The sequence below is a fragment of the Candidatus Bathyarchaeia archaeon genome (genome assembly GCA_041447175.1).
Lineage (GTDB): Archaea > Thermoproteota > Bathyarchaeia > Bathyarchaeales > Bathycorpusculaceae > JADGNF01.
Map to the genome: position 1 here is coordinate 785,444 of CP166960.1, position 22,931 is coordinate 808,374.

The window sequence follows — 22,931 nt, forward strand, 5'->3', positions numbered from 1 at the left end:
CTGGTGCTTAGGGGATTTCGAGTTTGTATGTGTTGATTTGGTCTATTTCCACGGTTGCGTCTTTTATGATGCAGTCCAGCAAGTGTCCTCCTGCGGTTGCGTCGTCGGTGATTAGGTGAAGATGATACCCTGCGTAGTCAGGGCCACTCATGCTTGATGGAAACCAGAAACCTGCCGCAGTTGCATTAACCTCATTTAACGTGAAGATGGACTGCGTTTTAAGTGCCTCAGTTAGGTTCGGGTAAGGTTGCGTTTGTATTTGGGGGCTTCGGGTGAGTGCATAATCAAAGGTGCCTTGCACTTTTATGGCGTAAATTGCCTCTTCTGAAGGACGTAAACCATCAAGATAAGTGGATAGTTGAGAGTAGTTTAAGCCTGTCACTTGGGCGGTTTGGTCTGAGCGAAAGAAGGTAACGGTAGCATAGGGCGTTTTTTCTGTTGGGCTTATTTGGCGTGGTGTACCGTCGGCAGGAATCTGGTAGAACACGCCATCTAAGGCAATCATTTCTCCGTCTAAGCCGTTTAGGGTCCCTATCCCAAAGTCGCCTTGTTTTGATAGTTCAGCGAACGTCAAGTTGCCCTCGTAGTTTCCTTCTGCGAAGGTATTAAACGGTGCAATCTGAAAAAGCCCCCCCTCTTGAGTGGGTGTGGGCGTTTCCAGATTGTGGGTCCACGCGCTGTACAGTAAAGTTCCTGAAACAGCCCCAACTAATGCAATGATAATCAACAGAAACCCCTTGTTCTTTTGTTGCATCGTGACTCCTCAACGTTTTCCTATGTCCTTCTTTCCTTTCGCTAAATTCTTTGTGTATCACCAATACCTAAAGTTGAAGGGGAAAACAGTATAAGCTAAGACTTGGCAGTATGAGGCGGTGATTGCTTGCCCAAAATGGTTAGCTTACCCGACTCGGTGTATCAAGATTTAGCTTCCGTCGCAGAAGAATTAGCTGACATGGCAAGAAAGCCTGTCTCTCTTGGCATGGCAGTGTATCTTTTAACCGAAGTTTACCGTGCTCACATGCATGACCCCTGTGCGCGTGACCTGTTTCGCCAAAAAATGGCGACCTCCAACATAATGTCTCCTGAAGAGTTTGAAAAAGCATGGGACTTGACGCCATCTGAAGAGGAGACAACAAAACCCTAACCTGAATGCACAAGTTTGTTTGTCGCTTCTGCGTGTCCAGAACTTTTGTTCTTAAAATTTAGGTTTAGATTTTGAGGACTTATACACAGCCCAGCAGAGCACATGACGTTTTTCATCAGCTTGTTTTGTCGTCCTGGATGAGTTGTAGGACAGCGTATTCGATGGCATGGCTGCGTGAAGCATACTTGCGGGTATCGATTTGTTTATCCATCCATTTGACTATGTCATCTCGAATAGTGACTTGGATTCTGATTTTGGACATTGCGTTGACCGTTTGTTTACTTTATTGTGTGTTAATCTTATTGGTTTTATGAATTCTGACTTTATTTTACTATTTATGACTCTTATTTCTGTTTGTGTCCACTGGTACACAGATATACACATAAAAAGAAAACGCAGAAAAAGAATATCAGCTTCCCCATTTAATCATAGTATGGTGTCGCATTTGGACACGTTTGAAGCCATAAAAACCCGACGCAGCATACGCGTATACCAAGATAAACCTGTTGAAGCGCAGAAACTTGAAAAAATTCTGGAAGCAGGCAGGCTTTCCCCCAGTGCAGTCAACTTTCAACCGTGGGACTTCATCGTCGTCAAAGATGAAGCCGCAAAAACCCGCCTGTACACGGCATATGACCGCCCATGGATTCAAAAAGCACCCATCATAATTGTTGTCTGTGCAACTCCCCAGAAAGCTTGGAAGCGACGTGACGGGGAGGAATTTTGGAAAATCGACGCTGCAATTGCTACTCAAACCCTGATTCTTGCGGCTGCCGCGGAAGGTTTGGGTACCTGCTGGATTGGCGCTTTTGATGAAGAAAAAGCCAAACAAGCTCTTGGAATACCTGCGGACGTGCGGGTAGTGGCGATGACGCCTTTGGGGTATGCTGATGAGCAGAAGGGTCCTGTGGTTGAGCGGAAGCCTTTAGCGGAAATTGTCCACTACGACAAGTGGTAGCCGTAACCAGCAGGCGGTTTTTTCGTTTTTTTATGTTTTTGTTTGGTTCATTTGAGTCTTCTATTCAGCGTTTTTGACTGAAATGTGGGATAAATGTTATAAGCGCGTGTTTGCAGTCAAACTATAAGTGGTTCACATGGGGCTATGGAAACTTCGTCTTTCTATGCTTGCAACTTTAGCCGCCATTTTCGGCTTAACCACGCTAGTCTTTGCTGTAGTCCTAACCTGGGTCGGCTACTTCAGCCTCACAACAATAGCCATTCTTGTGGTAACCTTAAACATCGCCCAATGGCTCTTTGCCCCCTACCTCGTGGGCTCGCTCTACCGCGTTCGCGAAATGAAGCCCGACGAAAACCCCAAACTTCACCAAATTGTTTCCGAATTAAGCCACAAAAGCAAAATCAACACCCCCAAACTCATGCTCGCCCAAATTCCTTTGCCTAACGCCTTTGCTTATGGCTCCCCCATTTCCGGCAGCCGCGTTGCCGTCACGCAGGGTTTGCTTAACAACCTCAATGAAGGTGAAGTGGAGGCTGTTTTAGGTCATGAACTGGGGCATCTAAAGCATCGGGATGTGCAAATCATGATGGTGGTCAGCTTCCTGCCCGCCCTTTGCTACTACATCGGATATACGCTGATGCTTTCGGGCATGTTTGGCGGCAACCAACGAAACAACAATGGGTACGGTGCGTTAATCGGCATCGGCTTTATGGGTTTTAGCTGGGTGCTTAACCTGTTCACGCTCTACATTAGCCGACTACGTGAATACTACGCGGACAGACATAGCGTCTCCATTGTCGACGACGGCGCAACCAAACTCAGCACTGGTTTAGCCAAGATAGTTAACGCCAGCTCACGCACTGTTCTGACAAGGCAGCAGCAGGAGCAGATGAAAAACTTTAGCAGCTTCAAATCCCTCTTTATCGCCAATCCCGAAACCGCCAAAGAAGACGCAGCATCAATAAATGCCTTCCAAAGCAACCAGCAACTCGTCGAAGACATTCTCGCTAAGAAACTTACCTTCGGCGACAAACTCATTGAAGCCCTCTCAACACACCCCAACATCGTTAAACGCTTACGTACCTTGCAGGAACTGAGCAAGAACCCCAACGCGTAACCAACAAGGTCTTTTTTGCTTCGTTAGTAACCTCTCTTTTTCTATCCTTCTCCCTCCCTCTATCTTTGCAAAATGTTTCCTGCTTGCTGCTTTTTTGATTCTGCTTTCAGTTTGGGTTTTGGTTGCGTCTGGAAAAAGTGCGAAATGTCACAAAACGTCAGGAATCGTCACCTTTGTTGTGTTGGCGCGCAAGTAAAGGGTTCTGCTGTGCCTGAAGCAAAAAGTGTGTGCCTATGCTTGAATAATTGATGATGGCTTGTTTGGTAAACATTAAAAACATCCAGTTCTCTTGCTATGCGGTGATACCTTGGATACGAAAGGGCTCTTTGGACAAGTTGACGCACTCAAACCCGAAATGATTGATACTCTGATGCGGCTCATCAGCGTTTGTGCTGTGGGTCCAGAATGCGGCGGCGAAGGCGAAAACGCCAAAGCCCAAACTCTCATGCAGGTGCTCTCTGAGGTTGGCTTTGACCGAATTGAACTCCACAACGCCGATGACATCCGCGTTTCCACGGGAAAACGCCCTAACATCGTTGCCTACCTAAACGGCGAAACATCCGACAAGCGGCTTTGGATTGTAACCCACTTGGATGTGGTTCCCTCAGGCGATTTGTCCGGCTGGAAAACCACCCAGCCTTTTGAGCCAACCCACAAAGACGGATGCATATTTGGGCGCGGCAGCGAAGACAACGGGCAATCTTTAGTGGCCTCCGTTTTTGCCGTAAAAGCCCTCAAGCAGCTGGGCATAAAACCCAAGCGCTCAGTGGCGTTGGCGTTTGTCGCTGATGAAGAGCAGGGCAGCACCATGGGCATTCAGCACTTGCTTAAAGAAGGCGTTTTTGGCAAAGACGACTTAGTGGTGGTTCCCGACAGCGGTAGCCCCGACGGTAGCTTCATCGAAATCGCTGAAAAAAGCATCCTCTGGCTCAAAGTCGCCACCTCGGGCAGACAAACACATGGAAGCACACCCGACAAGGGATTAAACGCCCACCGCGTAGGCATGCAGTTCGCGTTAGCCCTCGACACTCAACTGCACCGCAAGTACGACGCCATAAACGCGTACTTCTCGCCTGCGTGCAGCACGTTTGAGCCAACAAGAAAAGACAAAAACGTGGACGCCGTCAACATCGTCCCCGGGGAAGACGTCTTGTATTTTGACTGCCGTATCCTGCCCCAATACAACGTTGACGCGGTATTGGATGATGTTGAGCGTGTGGCGGCTGAGTTTGAGGCAACAGGCGCAACCCTGCGCGTAGAAGTGTTGCAGAAACAAGTTGCCCCCAAAGAAATCATAGACAACGCTGAGATTGTTTTGTTGCTCAAGGCAGCTCTCAAGCAGGCACGAGGTTTGGAAGCTGTTGTTGGCGGAGTCGGAGGCGGCACATGTGCGGCTTATTTCCGTAAACAGGGCATTCCAGCGGCGGTTTGGAGCACCATCGACGAAGTGGCGCATCAGCCCGATGAATACGCGAAAGTGCAGAATATAGTTGAGGACGCAAAAGTGTTTGCTCTTTTGGCAGTGATTTAGGCATACGCGGCAGTTGTAATCAAGTTTCGCATGATGTGGGGCATAAGCGTTTTAAAGTTGACTGATGTTTCTTCACGCATCCTGTTAGCGGAGTGTACTGGGTTTGAATAAGACCGATAAGATAATCAGTCAAGCACGCCGAGAGGGACGCAATGCCCTACTTGAGCCTGAAGCAAAAACCATCTGCACCGAATATGACATTTCAGTAACCGAGTTTGATTTGGCAAAAAATGAAGACGAAGCCGTCACCGCAGCTGAAACAATTGGGTTCCCCGTTGTTTTGAAGATTGTCTCCGAGGATATCATCCACAAGTCTGATGCGGGCGGCGTCAAAGTTAACCTGAAAACCAAAGAAGAAGTCAAAGAAGCTTACAACCAGATTTTGGAAAACGCTAAACAATACAAACCTGACGCCAAAATCACTGGCGTTTTAGTGCAGGAGATGGCGCCTCAATCAACCGAAGTTATCATAGGCTCCATTAAAGACCCACAGTTTGGTCCAACAATCATGTTTGGGCTGGGAGGAATCTTTGTGGAACTCCTCAAAGACGTCACCTTCAGGATTGCGCCCATCACTGAGCGGGATGCCCGAGAAATGATTTCTGGCGTAAAAGCCTACCCCCTGCTAAACGGCTACCGAAATACTCCCCGCGCAGACATTGAAGCCATAGTGCAGTTGCTGCTTGCCGTGTCGGAACTGATTACAGAACATCCTGAAATCAAAGAACTGGACCTCAACCCCATCATGACATACGAGAAAGGCGCAAAAACGGTTGACGCCCGCATAATCCTAGAATAAACGCGGGACGCCTTACCCTCAGCTTTCGTTTTATTTTTTGTTTTTATTTGTGCCGCATCATCGCGGCGCCTTTCTTTAATGTGCTTATCAAGCCTTCTCGTTTAACGACCCGCATCAACCGCGCAGCCGACTTGTTGAAGCTGCCCTGAAATTCCCGCTGCACCTTCAACAACATCTCGTAGTCAAATTCAGGGGTTTTGACGCGCGCCAAATAGTTATCCATCTGGTCATACCACCCCTTCTCCATGACTTCGTCGTAAAGTCGGCTTCCCGGGCAGGCAACGTAAATGTTGAATTGGCACCAGTCAGGGTTCAGCTGCTTGGCAAACCTGAAGGTGGCATCCATGTCGCTGAAGGTCTCGCCTGGGATACCCAACATAAATGAAGCCACGGTGTGTATGCCCTCTTTGCGGCAGAGCTCAAAGGCAGCTTTGACTTCTTGAAGGGTGACGCCTTTGTTGAGTTTTTCCAGAATAGGCGGCGAACCTGATTCAACCCCAAAAAAGATGGTCTGGCAGCCAGCCGCCTTCATCTCACGCAGAAGCTCTTGAGACACCAAGTTGGCGCGGGTCTCACAGACCCATTTTATGTCGAGGCGGTTCTTTTTGATGAGGTGGCACAATTCGGTGATGCGTTTTTTGTTTATCGTGAAGTTGTCGCCTACAAAATAGATGCCTTTAGTGCCGTACGTTGCCATAATGTGGTTGATTTCGTCGATGGTTCGTTGGGGGGTAAAGATGCGGCAGGTATTTCCCCAGAGCTCACGGGTTTCGCAGTAGGCGCAGCTGTAAGGGCAACCGCGAATTATGCTCACCGTGTCCACGGGTTCCACGTTCAAGTAGGGCAAGCGGCGGTCATACATCTTCATAGGCAACAGATGCCTTGCAGCAAAAGGAAGCTGGTCTAAATCACTGATGAACTGGGGCGGGTTTTTGATTTTTCCGTAGGCGACGCCGGGGATTTTGGCGATTTCGGCTTCGTTGGCGTTTTTAATTATGGCTGCGGCGAGTTGGGTCATTGCTTGTTCCCCCTCTCCAATGACCACATAGTCAACCTGCGGGTGCTGCAGCATGGTTTTGGGCATGTATGATGGATGCGGTCCACCGACAACCACTTTGCAGGCGGGCGCGGCTTCTTTGGCGGCTTTGGCGGTTTCAATGCATCGCTCAAAAGTTAGGGAACTGCAGGTTATGCCCACAATTTCGGGTGCGCGTTTTCGGATTTCCCCTTTGAGTTCTTCAGCGGATTTTTCAAGCAGGTAATTGTCATAGATTTCTACTTCAAACCCCGCTTTTTGGAGCGCGGCAGCAACGTAAGCCAGCCCCAATGGGGGAAGTTTGCCTGCCATGCCCCACGGCGATTTTTCAGGCGGAGCGGTGGTCATCAGTAGGATTTGCATGAATCAATCGTAACCTGCCTTCTGGTCAACTGGATCCACTTTGTTAGCCCATTATGCGGTTGAATTTAGCTCTGGCAGCTCTGCGGGCGTGCGCCAAAATCAGGCGTGTTGCGCCTAGCCCCCACATTTTGCCTTTCTTGAACATTTTAAGAGCGCTGACAAAGTATGCTGGGCTAAGGTAGAACTGCTGGAACGCCTGCTCCCGAATCTGCACCAGCTCCTGCATGCTTAAAGTGGGGATTTCGAAGACGGGAGTTGCGGTGTCGTATCGGTCAAAGTCAGTTATACGAAGCCAGCCTTTTGCTAAAACTTCGTCATACATGGGTGTACCCGGGTAGGGCGTAGCAATGTAGAAGCCCACATCGTTGGGGTTGAGTTCTTTAACGAAGCGGATGGTTTCCCACGCCGTTTCTTTAGTTTCGCCTGGGAAGCCCAAAATTACGCCTGCAACAACCATGAGGCCAGCGTCTTTTGCCCATTGGAAGGCGCGTCGAATTTGATTAAGCGAAAAGCCCTTCGCCATGGCGTCTACAACTTGCTGGCTGCCAGACTCCACACCGAACCAGACGCCGATGCAGCCTGCCTTGCGCATCTTAACGAGGAGCTCTTTGGTTACCATGTCTACGCGGGTTTCGCAGTCCCACTTGAACTTCAAGCCCCTGCGCTCCATTTCGTCGCACATTTCGGCTGTTCGCGCTTGGTCCACTGTGAATGCGTCGTCGTAGAAGGTGAATTGGTTGGCGTTAAATTTTTTGTGCAGATACTCCATTTCGTCAACCACGTTTTTGGGGCTGCGCATACGGTATCCTCGACCAAACATGCGTACTGCCGTGCAGAAGTTACACCAGAAAACGCATCCGCGGCTGGTCATAATTGGGTAAGGGATGGTGCCGTACTTGTTTAGGTCGCCTGCATTTTCTTGTGTGTGCCACAGGTGGTGCGCAGGAAACGGAAGGCTGTCAAGGTCTTGCAGGAACGGTCTGTCAGGGTTTTTGACTATGCCGTCACCTTTTCGGCAGGTCGTGCCCACCAAGTCAGTGTATGGTTTACCTTTTTCCACGCATTCAGCGAGTTCCAGCATGGTAGCTTCGCCTTCGCGGCGGACAACCACATCCAAGTATGGCGCTTCCTGCAGAGCTTTGTCATCCCAGAAGGTGACGTGGCTGCCTCCGATGGCGGTTATGCAGTTGGGCCAGACTTCCTTGGCGATTTTTGCCACTCTAAGCGCTGACTTGTAGGTGAGGGTGGTGGAGGTCATCCCCACGATGTCAGGTTTGTTTTTGCCAAGCTCCGCCTTCATCTGTTCCAGCGTAAGTTTTTGGGCTTGGCAGTCAATTACGTTAACGTGATATTGGTCGCGTTCTAAAACCGCCGCTAAATACCCCAAACCTAACGGAATAAAAGCAGGGTGCTGATGGGAACCAACGGGGTATGGCGGATTGATAAGAGTTATGTTTGTCCTCATTCTTAGTCCCTGAATCTATATTGGTCCTTTGCACTTCCCATAACGTACGGCAGTTCATTTACCTTTTGTAACCATGCAACCTTTATGTTTAAGCCCCACCGTAGGGAAACGAGGAAAACACCGACTGCTACTTTTGGTCTTTGCCGCCCGATTTACCCATAAGCGTCGAAATCAGCTGGGGAACCTTGCTGCGCCATAGCAGGTGATTAAGGGCGGTTCGAGCCATGATTTTGCTGTAAAAGTCTCCCCGCATCGACTCCCGCACGTAATAAGTAGGCGAGAAGAAGCTGTTGAAGAATTCGTGACGTGTCTGGTCGATGTTTTCCTGCCGCAACATGGGACTCTTAAACACGGGCGTCACCTCATCGTAGTGGTTCCAGTCAGGATCCATCGCCCAACCCAGCTGTTCCAGCCGCTCAGCCATATCAGTACCCGGATAAGGTATAGCTTGACACATGTAAACGTAGTCAGGCTGAGTCCGCTCAATGAACTCCACGGTCTGCTTAAGCATTTCAGGGGTTTCGCCGGGGTAACCCACAACAACCGAAATTGCTGCGCCGATGCCAATCTCTTTGGTCAGCTTGATGGCGCGGGCGTTCTGCTCAACGGTGGTGCCCTTTTTCATGAGGTTAAGCATTTTTTGGCTGCCTGATTCGACGCCGTAGTGGATGAGTTTGCAGTTTGCCTTCTTCATTTTCTGTAGCATCTCTACCGTGACTTGGTCCACGCGGGTGCGGCAGTCCCAGGGTAGGTCGACTTTGCGGTTTATGATTTCTTGGCAGATGTCATAGGCGCGTTGTTTGTCAAACGTGAATGTGTCATCGTAAAACGCAAATGCGTCGGCGTCGTAGCTGTCCCGTAGCCACTCCAACTCGTCAACCACTTTCTTGGGGCTTCGTGCACGAAAACCTCGCCCACACATCTTGGACGCCAAACAAAACGCGCAGTTAAAAGGGCAGCCTCTGCTGGTTATGATGGGCAAATACATTTTGCCCGCGAACTTGTAGCCCCGTAAATCAAAATGATTATACGCTGGATGCGGAAGTTCATCAAGGTCTTCAATAAATTGGCGGTCTTTGGTGCGGACCACTTCGCCGTCGTTCCTGTAGGTGATGCCGTCGATTCTGCTCAGTCCCTTAAGGTCGGAGCCCGAAGCCAACCCTGCCAGTTCCAGAATCGTCTGCTCCCCCTCACCCCGAGCCACCACGTCGGGTGCGTTGGGTTCCTGCATGGTCTGCTCGTCCAACACGGTGACGTGTGGTCCTCCCATGACGGTGAGGCAGTTGGGGCGAACTTCCTTGGCGATTTTCACAATCTCTAACGCAGGTTTGTAGGTGAGCGTGGCAGAGGTTAACCCCACTAAGTCAGGCTGCGTTTTGGCAAATTCATCAGCGAGCTGCTTGGGCGAGGGATAATCCACTTGGCAGTCGATAACATTGACTTCGTATTGGTTTTTTTCCAAAAACGCCGCTAAATACCCAATGCCTAAGGGTATAAAAGGTGCTTGAACAGCCCCTGCTGGGTAAGGTGGGTTGACAAGGGTCACGCGTGCCTTCAAGTTGCTTTCGTCCAACGTTGGTTAAGAGACCAAACTGGCGACGCACGCTATTATGTGTTTTGCAAAAAACCCGCGGTGTCCACTGAAGGGGTGCAACTGCTGAGTTAACAACAAACGCGCGGCTTCCGAATTGTGCATCAAATTCGTGTTTTGGCGGTTTTGCACAAGCTATTAATCCCGCCGCATCCCATATGCACCTGCCAACCAAAAAGGGGACATGCCAATTTTCCAGAGCATTCCCAAGAGCAGGTCAAAAACATGCGTGTTTGCCTCATTAACCCACCCCGTTTGCACCCGAAAATGTGGGGAAAACCCAGCCCCTTCCAACCCATCGACCTTGCATATGTTGCTGCTGTGCTCAGAGAAAAGCATGATGTTCACATTATTGACGCACCGGCTGAGGGCTGGTCAAACCTGCAGGAGATTGGGGCTCGTAAATACCGCCTTGGCTTAACTAATGGGCAGATGGCGTTTAGGGTTAAGCAGTTGGCGCCGGAGTTTGTGGTGATTACGATTCCGTTTTCAGGGTGGTGGGAAACTGCCTTCGAAGCCGCCAACATCGTCAAGAGAGTAAATCCGCAAATCAAAACTGCCTTGATGGGTTTGCATCCGACCTCGCGTCCTGAAGAATGCCTCCATCAGCCAAACGTGGATTTCGTGGTTCTGGGTGAACCTGAACTCACTACGCTGGAGCTAACTGACCAGCTGGAGCAGGGGGCAACTGAGGCGGGCCTCAAATTGGTCCAAGGCATAGGCTTTCGGAGCGGCAACCAAGTCATCCTCAACGAAAGACGCCCCTTTAACACTGACCTTGACAGCTTGCCGTTTCCCGCGCGGGACTTGCTGCCGTTGGAGAGTTTTTTTGCTGCTATAAAAAAGAATCCTATCCGAGGCGAAATCCGCAAACCCTACGCCCGCGTCATCACTAGCCGCGGCTGCCCCCACCGCTGCATCTTCTGCTCCAACCACATCATGAACGGCAGAACTTGGCGCCCCAGAAGCCCAGAAAACGTTGTTGCTGAACTGGAAGACGCGGTACGCAGGTTTCACGTGACGCAGGTGGATTTTGACGACGAGAACCTGACTTTTGACATGGCGCGGTTTGAACGTATCTGCGATTTAATTGTGGAGAAGAAGCTCAAGTTTGAGTGGTTCACGCCAAATGGGGTGCGGGCTGACGGCTTAAACGAAAAACTGTTAAGGAAAATGCGGGCGTCCGGATGCCACCGAATTCTCATCGCGCCTGAATCGGGCTCCCAACGCGTAGTTACCGACATAATAAAAAAGAATCTAGACCTCTCAAAGGTTGAGAACGCTGTTATCGCCGCACGCAAAGTCGGCATAAAAGTCGGCTGCTTCTTCATCATCGGCATGATAGGGGAAACCAAAAACGAAATCATAAAAACCATAAACTTCGCCCTCAAACTCCGCCAGCTAGGTGCAGACCGCTTCTACTTCAGCTTTGCCACCCCGCTTTACGGTACGGAGCTTTATGAGCAAGCAAAACGTGGCGGATACCTCAAAGAAGGCTTCAACGACGAGGCATTGTCCGAAGCACAGCCGCTTATTGAAACGCCCGAGTTTTCAGCAGAAGACCTGCGGGAGCTCTGTGCGAAGGCAATGATGATTAACCCCACCTTGAACAGTGACCGTCTTCTTCGAGCCATACGCAACCCCCGCAAAGCTCTGGAAACGCTGATTGGGCGCACGCGGGCGCGTCAGTACCAGCGGGAAATCAGCAAAACCAGCGGAGCTAACACAGAAAAAGGAAGTTAAGCTTTAGGCTGCAGGGACACATCTTTGATGTCCATGTACAGCCAGTTGCGTTTCCAGTTTTTGCTCTTTTCTTTATGGTTTTTCGTTTTAAATTTGTCCACTTGTACGTTCTGCTTAAAGAAGGGTGCCTCAACGACTTCGCTGTGGTATCCCTGTCCATCTTCACTGCAGACATCAATTTCTTTTTCATCCGCCAACGCCTTAAGCTCCTTGATTGACTGGGGGTCAATGACGCGTCCAAGCCAGTTTTCAGGGAAAAAGTTCAGGTTGATGCAGTTAAGCATTGGGCGTAAGCCGGCGTCGATTTCTTCTTTGAGGACGTCGTAGGTGTCGCCGGAGGGGTTTTCGTTGGGCATCATGAAGTTTAGCCCTGCTTCTTTACACATTGTTTCGTAGTAACTGGAGTGGACAATTGCGCATCCTGCTCCTACGATGTCGCCGGTGACTACGCCTTGTACGCCTTCTTGGTCATGTAGCTGTTTGAGTGCTTTGAGGATGTCTTCGTAGGGTTTTTTGATTTTGACTTTCTTGAGCGGTACATTCATGGTTTGGGCTTGAAGCTCCATGATTTTGAAGCTGTGAAAAACATAGGGTTTGGCGTACTCGAAGGTTAATAAGTATGCGACTTGGTGCCCCTGTTGAACTGCTTTTTGGTAGGCTAAGGCGCATTCTTTACCTCCGCTCCAGTGGATGACGACTTTCATTTTTGTCCCTGTTCATGTTCCATCTTTAGGGGTGTATTAAACTTTTTTGCCCTATCATGCGCCGCTGGCGAATGTGACCTTTGGGGTGATTTTTACAAATGTCCACATGGCGTGGTGAAATGGCGCATATTTGTACACGAAGCTGTTGAGGTGCTGGAAGAGTTTTTATAAGTTCACAATTTTTATGAAGAAATCTCAACCACCTTTTTAAGCATTCATGATGGTGTATTTACAAGTGAAGCCAACTTCCCCTAAAAAAGGAGGTCCAACTGAAACCAGTATGCTTAAAAAAAGCAAACCAAAAACGGATGAGAACAAAATGCAAAAAACCTCGTTCCAAACCTTGGAAAAACCAAAAAAAATTGAAACCCCCCACGATGTGCGTCATGAAATAGACTTCTGTCCACAGTGTGGGAAACTACTCAAGTTAGTTAACAAGGGCGTCCCTACGCTTTATTGCCCTAAATGCCGCTTTAAAACACAATTGGCTCACATAAAAACGGCAAAACAAAACGTTCACTTTGGGCGGTCAAAAGAAATCGCTGTTATCGATAAAAATGACGAGTTTGCCCTGCGGCCTTTGCCCACCGTGAAAGCGATTTGTCCGATTTGCGGCAAAGCTGAAAGCGAAACTTGGGTAGTGGCAGTTGGAGGCGAAGCCCCTCCGTCAACGGTCACCTTCTTTAGGTGCACAAACTGCGGTGCAACAAGGAGAGAAACGGGATGAATAAAAGGCATGGCGAAGGTGAAAAGGTAACGCACACTGATGGAACCATTTGTCCGCGATGTGGAAAGTCGGGAACCGTTACTGAAGTAGACCTCAATACTGGCGAAGTGCTGCTGGTTTGTTCAAGCCGAACCTGCAGAGCACTCCGAGCCAAAGGCTGGTTCTAACCGCCTTCATCCTTTTTTGTAGGAATCAGTGCGTTAGTATCTTTTCGGTAAGTTTTTCTGTTAAGCTGTATGCGAAGTTGTGGGAAGTTGTGGCATTCAAAGTACCTCTAATAACGGGGAAATCCGTCTGTTAGTTGGCTAGTTTCGTCAACATATGTCTGCAATGTTACGTTATTTTTCTATACTTCACTTTCTTGTATATAGTTTATATTGACAACGTGTAAAAAGCATGAGCGCCACATTTTATGTTAGAGCAATGAGGGGCTATTCGTTGACGTCGGAACTGGAACCGAATAAGGCAAATTTACATCCACAAGAGTCAAAGTTAAGTCTGTACTTGAATTTTCTAAAACTTTTCGCCGACAGTGGTCCACTAACTGCCCAGGACGTTCACCAGTTAAATTCTAAAGGATGGGCCCTTAAAGAGTTACGTTTCCATATAGATTTCTTAGAAAAACAAAACCTTCTCTCCAGAACTGGCCAAAGCCCTAGAAAAACCATTTACAAAATTACCCAATCAGGCCTAAGAGTTCTTTCGTACTTCAAGTTGCTACCGCCCATGCCGCCAATCGACGACATCGAAAACAGAACCTACAAGGCTCGCCCACTGTAAAACACAAGTTAATTGTTCAATGTAATAAAATATTTGTGAAGGGTAAAAATAGAAAGCCCCTCACCTGAGGACATTTTTGTTTTCTGACTTCTCTGACGCAGCTTTTTTCGCCATTGTCTTCTCAAAAGCTTTAGCGCGAGTTTCGATGTATTCAACTACTTTGAGTTCACTGTATTTTTTGTCGTCTTCCCTTTTTTTCAGATGTTTCGCAATTGTTTCCAGCAGTTTTTCCGTATCCACAGGTTTTTGTACATAGGCGTCTGCTCCGTTGTTTACTGAGTCAATTGCGTTCTGCATCGAGGGGAACCCTGTTACAATGAATCTGAGCATCGGCGGCGTTGAGGGCTTAAACATTTCCAGCAAGTCGGTGCCCGCAAAGTCCGGTAAACGAAAATCAATTAGGGCAACATCGTAGGTTCGTTTTTCTGTTTTTTGAAGGGCTTCTTTTCCGTTTTCAGCAGTATCCACGTCGTATCCTTCAAGTTCCAGAACCGCCGCGATAGAATATCGTATGCTTTCATCGTCATCTACAACTAGAACCGAGTAAGGCTGTTTACTCAACGGTTTTCACCTCCTTGCTGTCTGAGGTTGTTGGCAAGTAAATGTTGAATTCAGACCCTTTACCTACAATACTGTTCACGACTATTTTTCCTCCATGAGCGTCAATGATTCTTTTACAAATCGACAAACCAAAACCCATACCTTTAGCTTTGGTTGTGAAAAGCGGCGTGAAAATTTTTCCACGTGTCTGCTCCGTCATACCCACACCCGTATCCGAAAATACGAAGCGTACCTCTGGGTTTGAGCCTGTGGCACTGATGGTTAGGGTTCCGCCTTCAGGCATGGCGTCAACCGCGTTGTTAATGAGGTTGGCGAAAACCCGTTTGATTTTATCAACATCCACTTCAAGTGGTGGCTCATCTGATGTCAGGTTTTCCAGTTTGACCTTTTCAGGAATGTTCACCAGCGTCAGCGTTTCCGACAGAAGCTTTTTGGGTGTAGTCTGTTGTACATCTAACCGAATTTCCCGCGAGTAATCCAGAAGGTCGCGCACAATTTTGTCGGAATAGCGCACGTTGTTCTCAATTAAGCGAATCATATCTTTTTCTCTGTCAGGAGCGGTTGGCTTGGCGGTTCGTTTGAGGTAAAAGGCTGCGTTGGCGATGCCTTGCAGGGGGTTTCGAAGGTCATGTGCAACCATGCTCGCCAGTTCCCCGATGGCGGAGAACCGTTCTGCTTTTTGGAGTTTGACGTTGTTTTCTTCAATTTCGTCAAGCATGGTGTTGATGGATTTGGTTAACGTTTCGATTTCGTCGTTGCCTTTTGTGGGTAGTCTTTCGGAGGGGTTTTTGTGTTTAGTGATGATGCTGACGGCGCTGTTGAGTTTGCTGAGTTTTGAAAGATACAGAAATTCTAAAAGAATGAGAATGGCTATGCTGAAAACAACGCAGCTTATGAGAACCAGACGGTCAATGTAGTTAACGGTTATGACCCCTTGGACGTAAACACTTCTGGGCATAGTAACTTCTAGAACGATAGCGGGCTCGCTGTTGATGCCCTCCACCACGTTGTAGCCAACGATGTAATTCGTGTTTAACGGTTTAGAAAGCGTCAAAGAAGAGGCAGGGTTTTGGGTCACTTGTGCGTTTGTGTTCAGCCAATCATTGTACAAGCTATAAGTGACTGGAAGCTGCAAACTTCTTGACAGCGCAGCGACAACTTCTGCGTCAAGGTAACGGGCTAAAATAAGTGTGCCCTGCATCGGCTCCCCCGCAACTGCAGAAGGAACCGCCGTGGACGCCACAATGAGAGGCCCCTCTGGAATGACAATGATGCCTGTGGTGCCGCTGTCAAGGTTTTTTAGGTTCCAGAGTTTGGGGTTGTTGGACAGTTCGGTTAGCAGGCTGTCTGGGATGGGTTCCTGCTGGTAGGTGGTTAGATTAAATCCTATTCCTGCGGTGACGCTGCATGTGAGGTCGCAGGCAAGTATGTAGTTGGCGCCAAGGTTAACCCATGAATTTAGAGCTTGGGTGGACCGGCTAAAGTCTAAGCTTTGGTTCTCAAGGTACTCGTAGAGGTTGTCTCTTTGCGCCCAATCTTTGGCTTTGTTTTGAAGCTGGGCAAATTCGTTGGTTAATGCAGTTTGAAGCTGTCCAACGGCGTTGCCAACTTGGGTTTGTTCAAGTTGTGTAAAGTTGTCTAAAATTATGTTCTCCGAGACGACATGCAGAAGCCCGATGAGGCATACTGTTGTTCCTACGAAAACTGCCAGTGTTTTCATTCGGAGATTCATGGGGCGACTCACTGTGGCTTTGCGAAAAATTTAGCTACTTCTCTTAGTCGTTCATCAAAGTTTACGTCTTCTTTAAACGACATCTTTTCATGGTTGGCTTTCGTTTGGAGCTGGTCGATTATCATATTTTCGACGTAGCTGGCGCCGGGGCCAAGTAGTTCTTCTAAGGCGTGGGTGAAGTCTGAAAGTCTTTGAGGAGTTTCATCCATTTTGAAGTCAAATGTGTTTTCTAAGTGGTAAACTATGGCTCGTTTTACGGATTCTCCTAAAACTGCTAATGCTTCATCTACTGCTTCACAGAGGATGTTGCTAAAGTTGTTACCTGACATAACCTGATGCTCCAAGCCTAAACGGTTTTTTCCAGTATATCAATACTTGTGCTTTCGGAAACCGACGCATTGTCTGCGGAGGATAATTCTTGGCAATTTAAAAGTCTATGCTATGTATTTTATTGTGTCTACAAAGGTCACCTATAAACTGGCGGTTCAGATACCAGTTTCATAATATTTAATAAACAAGTTCCTGAAGGTATTAGAAAATGAAAGCCGCCACAAAAATTGTGTTTGCTTTACTCGCGGTAGCGGTTGTTGTGTCCGCTGCTTTTGGTTACCTTTATGTTTCACAGCCTTCCCCCTCAGTTGCTTTATCTGGGGAGGGCGCCACTTTTCCTGTGCCGCTTTTAAATGCCATGTTCATAACTTACAACAGCACCAAAACAAACATCCAAATAAACTACAATGGCGTGGGCAGCAGCGGCGGCATTCGTGCTTTAGGGGGCAAAGCGTGTGACTTTGCATGTTCCGATGCCCCCTTGAGCGCATCTGACAGTACAACAGCGCCTAACGTGCTGCATATACCCGAAACCATTGGGGCTGTTGCCATAGCCTACAACCTTCCCGGCGTATCTTCCGGGCTTCACCTGACTGGTGAGGTGATTGCGGACATCTTTTTAGGAAAAATATTCACTTGGAATGACCCCGCCATTCAAGTCCTCAACCCAACCGTAACGCTTCCCGCGGAAAACATAACCGTCGTGCATCGCTCGGAGGGTTCTGGAACCACCTTCATCTTCACCAGCTTTCTAAGTGAAGATAACGCTAACTGGAAAAACTCTCTTGGAAGCGCAAAAACTGTTCAGTGGCCGGTTGGGTTAGGTGCTACTGGCAACCCTGGCGTGGCAAGTGTTGTTCAAGCAAACCCCTACGCCATCGGCTATGTCGAGTTGGCCTACGTGATTGAGAACGACATGACTGTTGCCGCAGTCCAGAATCCCTCTGACAACTTTGTAGTTCCATCGCTTGAATCTACCCAAATCGCTGCCCAATCAGGCGCCTCCAAAGGCTTACCCACAGGCAGCGGCGACTGGACTGGGGTCTCTCTTCTTAACGCCCCTGACCCCAACGCATACCCCATCGTCAGCTTCTCCTACACGCTGATCTATCAAGAGCTTAACGTGATTCCCAGCATGACACATGACCGTGCAGAGGCGCTGGTTCAGTTCCTGTGGTGGATGGTTCATGATGGTCAAGAGGTTGCTCCCGACTTGGAGTACGCCGCACTTCCCCTCAACGTTGTGCAGGTAAACGAAGCCACCATCCAATCCATAACATTCAACGGGCAATCTTTACCCACAACATAAACCGCTTACCCTACAGTCAGCTTAAATACTCAACTGCAGATGAAAACGTCAGGGACACTCCATGAACCGCAACCCCATGAAAAGAAACGCTCTCCTCTCACTTTTTGTCACCGTTCTTTTTACTGTTATGATTTTTGTTCCTGGTCTTTTGGGTGTGGACGGTTTTGACTGGGGCTACGCGTTTTCTTTTTTGAGCCTTTTTGTAGCGGTTTCAGCGGCTGTGGTTTCGGTTTTATTTTTTAATTTAGCACGCCGCTTGGATGCCCTTTTGCGGGGCGAAGGGGTATTGGCTCACTGGACCTATGAACCCAAGTACTGGAGTGAATACACAAAAACCGAGTACGAAACTGAGAAGTCCCAGAAGAAGGGGCTTTTTCTTGTGGTTGCCGCGTTTGCCTTGTTTTTCGGCGTGCTCTTTTGGGTCTTAGACTCCGAGGCGGGTTTTATCGTGTTTCTCAGTATGCTTGGTCTAATTGGGGTAGTCGGGTTTGCGTGGCGTTTTTCCGCCTGGACAAACTACAAACAGAACCTAAACGGCATACGAGAAGCCTACATCACCAAAGACGCCATTTACCTAAATCAGAAAATGTACAGTTGGCGTGGACCCTTAGCGCGGTTTGTGGGCGTCTCAATGGAGAGCAGTCATGGCGTAACTGTTTTAGCTTTCAAGTATTCTACAGAGACAGGCCGAGCTGGACCCCAAACATATGTCACCCGTGTTCCTGTGCCCAAAGGACAAGAAGAAACCGCAAACAAAATCATCCAAGCCTTTTTAGGTGAAACGTAAAGCAAGTGTTTTATTATTGGCTCTATGCTAATTCATGTTGACTATGTGACCTTTGGAGGTGAACAGACGATGCCAACGTATATTGTTTTGATGCGTGCCACTCAGAAGGGCGTAGCTGACCCCAAGACCCTGCCCAAAGATGTGGAGGCAGTTAATGGTGTAGTTGAAAAGTTTGGTGGAAAAGTGCTTGATTGGAACCTAACAATGGGGCCATTTGATGCGGTTGCTAAAGTTGAGTTCCCCGACGACTACACGGTTGCTGCTTTTGCTTTGGCTGTCGCGCAAACTGGAAACCAAGAAACAACGACGATGAGGGCGTTTAGTTTAACGGAAGTGAAGAAAATTGTTGAAAAGATTCCTTAACCCGTTCCCTCTCCACTTCATTATACCTTCAATTTGGCTTGAGGTGTGTGCCTTCGAGGGGTTAAGGGATGGGGTAGCGCCAGATTGCTTCCAGCATGTTTTCCGAGAACGTTTTTCTGCTTAGGTGCTTGGCGAAGTCGGAGACGGCAATTATCCCCACTAACTGGTGGTCTCTGACGACGGGAAGCCTGCGGATGCGGTTTTCCACCATTTTTCGTGCGGCTTCCCCAAGAGAAGCATCTGGTGTAATAGTTATCAGCGGCTTAGTCATGACATCTACGATTTTGGTGTCCAGCGGGATTTGTTTGGCGATGACTCGGCGCACAAAGTCCCGTTCCGTTACTATGCCCCGAGGGCTATCGTTAATCGTGACTACAACATCACCTACTTCTTTCTGAGTCATTAACTGAGCTGCCTGCAGAACTGTTTTGGACGAATCAATCGTGAGGACGCCTTTGGTCATAAAATCTGCAACTTTGGGCATTGTATCCCGACAACATCACCTTTGTCTTCTATCTGATAAAAGTCTTGCCTAACCACAATTTGCCGCAAACTCCGAATTAAGCTTGATTTCACGAGTTTTTTAAATTGCAGACTAAAAAAGAAGATTTATGAGAAAAAGCTTGTTTTGCGCCTCAGAATAAGTTTGCTTCCAGTCATCGGCAGAGAATACCAATCTCTGAGTCCTAACGTGCAATTGTCATCACAGGCGCTTTTAACCTGAATAGTGAACGCTAAAACATAAACATGGAGCCGCCAATTCAGGACAGGCTGCTTTCGGCTTTTTGCAGTTCCAAAAGAACGCTGTTTAAGTCCCTGATTTGCTGGTCTATCTGTTTTTTCACTTCTAAATAGGCAGCGTCAGTCATGTTCCCATACATATAATCCAACTCTACTGCGCGCAGATGCTCTTCTACATTTGCGATGCGGGCGGCAAGGTTGGCGAATAAGGCGTTAAGCAATCTGTTGAGCACATCAATTTTTTCAAAGGGCAGCTTGTTGTTCTCCAATGTTTCCGCCTTAACTAGACATCTTCTTTAAACAACTTAAATTTTACAATTTTACACAACCAAGCACTTGCCTAAAACATAAATGTGAATCTGCCTCTTCACCTTTTCAATTGGAGGTCATGTGTTGTCGTTGGGCTGCTTTGTTGCCACAAAAGAGGTCTTCATAGACGCCGCAGGCTGGAGCGACCTCCTCTTAGGCGTTGTCATAGGCGCAATTAAACCGCCTGACCCACGACTCATGGAACGACGCATCCCCACCGCTGCATTTCAGCCACCCAACTTTGCCCAAAAAAAGTACTTGGAAAACGCCGAGAAAATTGCCGACCAAATTGTGGAAGTTATGGCTCCTGATGGGCAAACTTGCTTTAAGGTCTGCTCTGAGTATGTTTTGTCGGGTGTGGTTAGGCATCTGCAGAAGCGGGGTTTTAACGTGCAGGTGGTTAAGGACACGGGCGACTTGAAAGCGATGGCGGAGCGTGGCTATGTGCGGTGGTGTGTTGAAGAGGGCGTGCCGCAGGAGTTGCTTAGGGATAAGCGGCGGTTTTGGGCTTTTCTAAACTGGGTCTCGGAGAAGCCGCATCTGCGGGAAAGCATCGTGAAGACGGGGTGGGCAAGCTGGCAACGCAAATGGCGCAACGAAATCTATACAAAAAACAGTTCCCGCATCGTGCCTAAATGAGAACCACGAGATTAGCTGACTTGCCGAATATACTCCATTTTCTGTTCAGTCTGGTTCTCAACTGTGACTGCTCCAATGAAGGGTTCTCCAAGCTGGTTGGTGACCTCTTCCTGCTTTGTCCAGATTAGCCCTTTGGTTTGGACAGTTATGCCGTGAGCGCTAAAAATTCCCGCTATCGCAACTTGGTCGCCTGCAGCTACGTCGAGGTCCGCAGGGTACTTGACAAGGATTTTTCCGCCTACACTGTCCTGCAGGTAAAAGTAGGTTGCTGAGGCGGTGGTTTGCACGGTTGTGGGCAGATTCAAAAACCATGTGCTCACGGTTTGTTCATCCATCTGGTCGATGCTGACCACGGAGATGACTGTGCCTTGCATCGTGACTGCGTGTCCGTTGTAGGTTTCTTGCTGGGCTAAAAGCAGGCTGACTTTTACGTGTTCAGGCGCCAAGTTGGCATGTATCTGGGCGACTTCCTGCTCAACAAAGAACGGTAATTTCATTAGGATTCCTCTCAATCTGTTTGTTTCCATTAAAGACTTTGGGCGGCATATAAGAGAATTCTCTGTTTCGTAAATAATCTTTTTAGCGTCCAATGCTTCCCCTACGTTTAGGGAACAACTTGACAAAAAACACGGGTAACCTGCAGATGCACATCGGCTTTGACGACACCGACTCCACAAAGCACGGTTGCACAACCTACGTTGCAGCACTGCTTGTCGAAAGGCTGGAGCAGCTTGGCGTGACGTTTCTGGATTATCCTCGTTTGGTCAGGCTTAACCCGAATGTTCCGTGGAAAACACGTGGAAACGGTGCCCTCTGCCTAACTCTCCAAACCGACCCTGAGTTGGAAGCCGACATCAAGGAATGCACCATAGACTTGGTGGAAGAACATTCTGACTTAAACTCAAAAGGCACCAACCCCGGAATCGTCTTCCTAACCGCCAACGCCGTCCCCACGGAAATTGCGGCTTTTGCTAAGAAAGCAGAAACTGAAATCGTCACCCTTAAAGAAGCCCTCAACCTAATCAGGACCTTTCACGCGGAAGCTTTGGGCTATAACACGCGGCGCGGAATCATCGGGGCGTTGGCAGCCATCGGCGAACCCCTCACCGCCGACCACACGTATGAGCTTATCGCGTACCGCACCAAAGAGAACTTGGGAACTAAACGCCGCGTAAACGAAGTATCCATTTCCCAAATGGATAACGCTCTGCAGCCTTACACGTTTAACAATGTGGATTTGGAGACTAAACGCGTGGTAATTACGCCTCGTGGACCCGACCCCATTCTGTTTGGCATCCGCGGCGAAACCGCCCAGACCGTGAAGCAGGCGTTTGGCATGGTTGAAGCGTTGGAGCCGGTGGAGCGCTGGGTAATTTTCCGGAGCAATCAGGGCACGGACATGCACCTCAAACCTGTAAGCAGCCTAAGCCAAGCCCAACCGTACAGCAGCGTGGTTGCTAAGGGCACCGTTTCCCGTGCACCTGAAGTTGTTCCCGTCCGCCACGTCATCTTTGGTATGAAAGATTCAACTGCAGAAGTGGATTGTGCAGCTTATGAGCCAACGGGTGAGCTTCGCAAAATTGCGCGGGAACTGGTGGTTGGCGACGAAATCAAAGTCTGTGGAGCAGTGCGCAAGCCACATGCTGATAAGCCGTTGACGCTGAATCTGGAGAAAATCGATGTGCTAAAGCTCGCCACGAAAACTGAGCCGCAAAACCCCCTTTGCCCCAACTGTGGCAAGCGCCTCAAATCCATGGGTAAAAATCAAGGTTTCCGATGCGAAAAATGCAAGTCACGCTTCCAGACACTCCAAAAAGCCCAGGTCGCAAAACAGCGTTGTTTGCAGACGGGGTTGTATGTGACTTCGACGCGTTCGCAGCGGCACTTGACCAAGCCTCTTAGACGTTACGGTCTGGAAAAACACGGCGCAAATGGGGTTGAGTTGCTTGCGGGTTGGCACTCTTAACTTAACCTGGAATTGTGGGTTTTAGCGTTGGGAGAAAACTTTTTTACTGCGCCAATTCTTAAATTTAATAGATATGTGCTTTTCCAGCATCAATTTGGCAGTCGGAGTTTCTTCTTTGCTGTAGGTAATCAAGTCAAAATAGCTTTTCTCTAAGGTAGTTCTTGCTTTTGCTGTAAGTTCCAGTTCATCTCCAGACGCGTGTTAAGTAAAAGCCAAAGAAAGGTTTGCTGAAATGT

25 protein-coding genes are annotated in these 22,931 nt (G+C 48.5%); 13 read left to right on the forward strand and 12 right to left on the reverse strand.

All coding sequences use genetic code 11. The features are described 5' to 3' along the window. Nucleotides 1-7: 7 nt before the first annotated feature. Nucleotides 8-754 (reverse strand): acetolactate decarboxylase, encoded by a 747-nt coding sequence (gene budA, locus ACBZ72_04150; GenBank protein XES78071.1) that lies wholly within the window; start codon nucleotides 752-754, stop codon nucleotides 8-10. A gap of 126 nt (nucleotides 755-880) precedes the next feature. On the opposite strand from budA, the gene ACBZ72_04155 reads away from it, so the two are divergent. After that, entirely contained in the window at nucleotides 881-1,144 is a 264-nt protein-coding gene (locus ACBZ72_04155) for a hypothetical protein (protein ID XES78072.1), read from the forward strand. A gap of 115 nt (nucleotides 1,145-1,259) precedes the next feature. On the opposite strand, the gene ACBZ72_04160 is transcribed toward ACBZ72_04155, so the two are convergent. Continuing rightward, nucleotides 1,260-1,406 (reverse strand): ribbon-helix-helix domain-containing protein, encoded by a 147-nt coding sequence (locus ACBZ72_04160; GenBank protein ID XES78073.1) that lies wholly within the window; start codon nucleotides 1,404-1,406, stop codon nucleotides 1,260-1,262. Between the two features lie 174 nt (nucleotides 1,407-1,580). On the opposite strand from ACBZ72_04160, the gene ACBZ72_04165 reads away from it, so the two are divergent. From ACBZ72_04165 to ACBZ72_04180, 4 genes are all read left to right on the forward strand, one after another. Beyond that, nucleotides 1,581-2,102, forward strand: a complete 522-nt coding sequence (locus tag ACBZ72_04165; protein XES78650.1) for a nitroreductase family protein — start codon at nucleotides 1,581-1,583, stop codon at nucleotides 2,100-2,102. A gap of 136 nt (nucleotides 2,103-2,238) precedes the next feature. After that, nucleotides 2,239-3,219, forward strand: a complete 981-nt coding sequence (locus ACBZ72_04170; protein ID XES78074.1) for a M48 family metalloprotease — start codon at nucleotides 2,239-2,241, stop codon at nucleotides 3,217-3,219. Between the two features lie 307 nt (nucleotides 3,220-3,526). Further along, on the forward strand, nucleotides 3,527-4,750 hold the full coding sequence (locus tag ACBZ72_04175; GenBank protein XES78075.1) for a M20 family metallo-hydrolase: 1,224 nt from the start codon (nucleotides 3,527-3,529) through the stop codon (nucleotides 4,748-4,750). 103 nt (nucleotides 4,751-4,853) lie between these two features. Next, nucleotides 4,854-5,549 (forward strand): acetate--CoA ligase family protein, encoded by a 696-nt coding sequence (locus ACBZ72_04180; GenBank protein ID XES78076.1) that lies wholly within the window; start codon nucleotides 4,854-4,856, stop codon nucleotides 5,547-5,549. A 43-nt stretch (nucleotides 5,550-5,592) separates the two neighbouring features. Here ACBZ72_04180 and ACBZ72_04185 read toward each other — a convergent pair whose 3' ends face one another. From ACBZ72_04185 to ACBZ72_04195, 3 genes are all read right to left on the reverse strand, one after another. Beyond that, nucleotides 5,593-6,948, reverse strand: coding sequence for a radical SAM protein (locus ACBZ72_04185; protein XES78077.1), 1,356 nt, complete (start codon nucleotides 6,946-6,948; stop codon nucleotides 5,593-5,595). Between the two features lie 43 nt (nucleotides 6,949-6,991). Beyond that, the gene (locus ACBZ72_04190; protein ID XES78078.1) at nucleotides 6,992-8,413 is read right to left on the reverse strand and encodes a radical SAM protein; all 1,422 of its coding nucleotides are present in this window, start codon (nucleotides 8,411-8,413) and stop codon (nucleotides 6,992-6,994) included. A gap of 127 nt (nucleotides 8,414-8,540) precedes the next feature. Beyond that, nucleotides 8,541-9,959 (reverse strand): radical SAM protein, encoded by a 1,419-nt coding sequence (locus ACBZ72_04195; GenBank protein XES78079.1) that lies wholly within the window; start codon nucleotides 9,957-9,959, stop codon nucleotides 8,541-8,543. 270 nt (nucleotides 9,960-10,229) lie between these two features. Between ACBZ72_04195 and ACBZ72_04200 the strand changes: the two genes are divergently transcribed. Beyond that, nucleotides 10,230-11,747, forward strand: coding sequence for a radical SAM protein (locus tag ACBZ72_04200; protein XES78080.1), 1,518 nt, complete (start codon nucleotides 10,230-10,232; stop codon nucleotides 11,745-11,747). On the opposite strand, the gene ACBZ72_04205 is transcribed toward ACBZ72_04200, so the two are convergent. After that, on the reverse strand, nucleotides 11,744-12,451 hold the full coding sequence (locus ACBZ72_04205; GenBank protein ID XES78081.1) for a hypothetical protein: 708 nt from the start codon (nucleotides 12,449-12,451) through the stop codon (nucleotides 11,744-11,746). The two genes, ACBZ72_04200 and ACBZ72_04205, sit on opposite strands and share 4 nt — an antisense overlap. Nucleotides 12,452-12,770: 319 nt before the next feature. Here ACBZ72_04205 and ACBZ72_04210 point away from each other — a divergent pair, with 319 nt between their 5' ends. Next, nucleotides 12,771-13,178 carry a hypothetical protein gene (locus ACBZ72_04210; GenBank protein XES78082.1) on the forward strand — a complete coding sequence of 136 codons (408 nt, stop codon included), beginning with the start codon at nucleotides 12,771-12,773 and terminating at the stop codon, nucleotides 13,176-13,178. Beyond that, nucleotides 13,175-13,345, forward strand: coding sequence for a hypothetical protein (locus ACBZ72_04215; GenBank protein XES78083.1), 171 nt, complete (start codon nucleotides 13,175-13,177; stop codon nucleotides 13,343-13,345). The genes ACBZ72_04210 and ACBZ72_04215 overlap by 4 nt, the downstream gene beginning before the upstream one ends. A gap of 673 nt (nucleotides 13,346-14,018) precedes the next feature. On the opposite strand, the gene ACBZ72_04220 is transcribed toward ACBZ72_04215, so the two are convergent. From ACBZ72_04220 to ACBZ72_04230, 3 genes are read right to left on the reverse strand one after another with little or no spacing between them, the layout of a single operon-like run. Further along, the gene (locus ACBZ72_04220) at nucleotides 14,019-14,519 is read right to left on the reverse strand and encodes a response regulator (protein ID XES78084.1); all 501 of its coding nucleotides are present in this window, start codon (nucleotides 14,517-14,519) and stop codon (nucleotides 14,019-14,021) included. After that, nucleotides 14,512-16,251 (reverse strand): ATP-binding protein, encoded by a 1,740-nt coding sequence (locus ACBZ72_04225; GenBank protein ID XES78085.1) that lies wholly within the window; start codon nucleotides 16,249-16,251, stop codon nucleotides 14,512-14,514. The genes ACBZ72_04220 and ACBZ72_04225 overlap by 8 nt, the downstream gene beginning before the upstream one ends. An 8-nt stretch (nucleotides 16,252-16,259) precedes the next feature. Further along, nucleotides 16,260-16,580 (reverse strand): hypothetical protein, encoded by a 321-nt coding sequence (locus ACBZ72_04230; GenBank protein XES78086.1) that lies wholly within the window; start codon nucleotides 16,578-16,580, stop codon nucleotides 16,260-16,262. Nucleotides 16,581-16,789: 209 nt separating this feature from the next. On the opposite strand from ACBZ72_04230, the gene pstS reads away from it, so the two are divergent. The 3 genes from pstS (at nucleotide 16,790) to ACBZ72_04245 (ending at nucleotide 19,040) form a co-directional block, all read left to right on the forward strand. Continuing rightward, the gene (gene pstS, locus ACBZ72_04235; protein XES78087.1) at nucleotides 16,790-17,890 is read left to right on the forward strand and encodes a phosphate ABC transporter substrate-binding protein PstS; all 1,101 of its coding nucleotides are present in this window, start codon (nucleotides 16,790-16,792) and stop codon (nucleotides 17,888-17,890) included. Nucleotides 17,891-17,951: 61 nt separating this feature from the next. Further along, nucleotides 17,952-18,677, forward strand: coding sequence for a hypothetical protein (locus ACBZ72_04240; GenBank protein ID XES78088.1), 726 nt, complete (start codon nucleotides 17,952-17,954; stop codon nucleotides 18,675-18,677). 69 nt (nucleotides 18,678-18,746) lie between these two features. After that, nucleotides 18,747-19,040 (forward strand): GYD domain-containing protein, encoded by a 294-nt coding sequence (locus ACBZ72_04245; GenBank protein XES78089.1) that lies wholly within the window; start codon nucleotides 18,747-18,749, stop codon nucleotides 19,038-19,040. Between the two features lie 61 nt (nucleotides 19,041-19,101). On the opposite strand, the gene ACBZ72_04250 is transcribed toward ACBZ72_04245, so the two are convergent. Together ACBZ72_04250 and ACBZ72_04255 are read right to left on the reverse strand one after the other, a co-directional pair. Beyond that, nucleotides 19,102-19,524, reverse strand: a complete 423-nt coding sequence (locus ACBZ72_04250) for a cyclic nucleotide-binding/CBS domain-containing protein (GenBank protein XES78090.1) — start codon at nucleotides 19,522-19,524, stop codon at nucleotides 19,102-19,104. A 277-nt stretch (nucleotides 19,525-19,801) separates the two neighbouring features. Beyond that, entirely contained in the window at nucleotides 19,802-20,050 is a 249-nt protein-coding gene (locus ACBZ72_04255) for a hypothetical protein (GenBank protein XES78091.1), read from the reverse strand. Nucleotides 20,051-20,174: 124 nt separating this feature from the next. On the opposite strand from ACBZ72_04255, the gene ACBZ72_04260 reads away from it, so the two are divergent. Beyond that, nucleotides 20,175-20,729 (forward strand): hypothetical protein, encoded by a 555-nt coding sequence (locus ACBZ72_04260; protein XES78092.1) that lies wholly within the window; start codon nucleotides 20,175-20,177, stop codon nucleotides 20,727-20,729. Between the two features lie 11 nt (nucleotides 20,730-20,740). On the opposite strand, the gene ACBZ72_04265 is transcribed toward ACBZ72_04260, so the two are convergent. Next, on the reverse strand, nucleotides 20,741-21,226 hold the full coding sequence (locus tag ACBZ72_04265; GenBank protein ID XES78093.1) for a hypothetical protein: 486 nt from the start codon (nucleotides 21,224-21,226) through the stop codon (nucleotides 20,741-20,743). Nucleotides 21,227-21,345: 119 nt separating this feature from the next. Between ACBZ72_04265 and ACBZ72_04270 the strand changes: the two genes are divergently transcribed. Next, a complete protein-coding gene (locus tag ACBZ72_04270) occupies nucleotides 21,346-22,695 on the forward strand; it encodes a DUF1743 domain-containing protein (protein ID XES78094.1) in 1,350 nt (449 codons plus the stop codon). Nucleotides 22,696-22,931 lie beyond the last annotated feature (236 nt).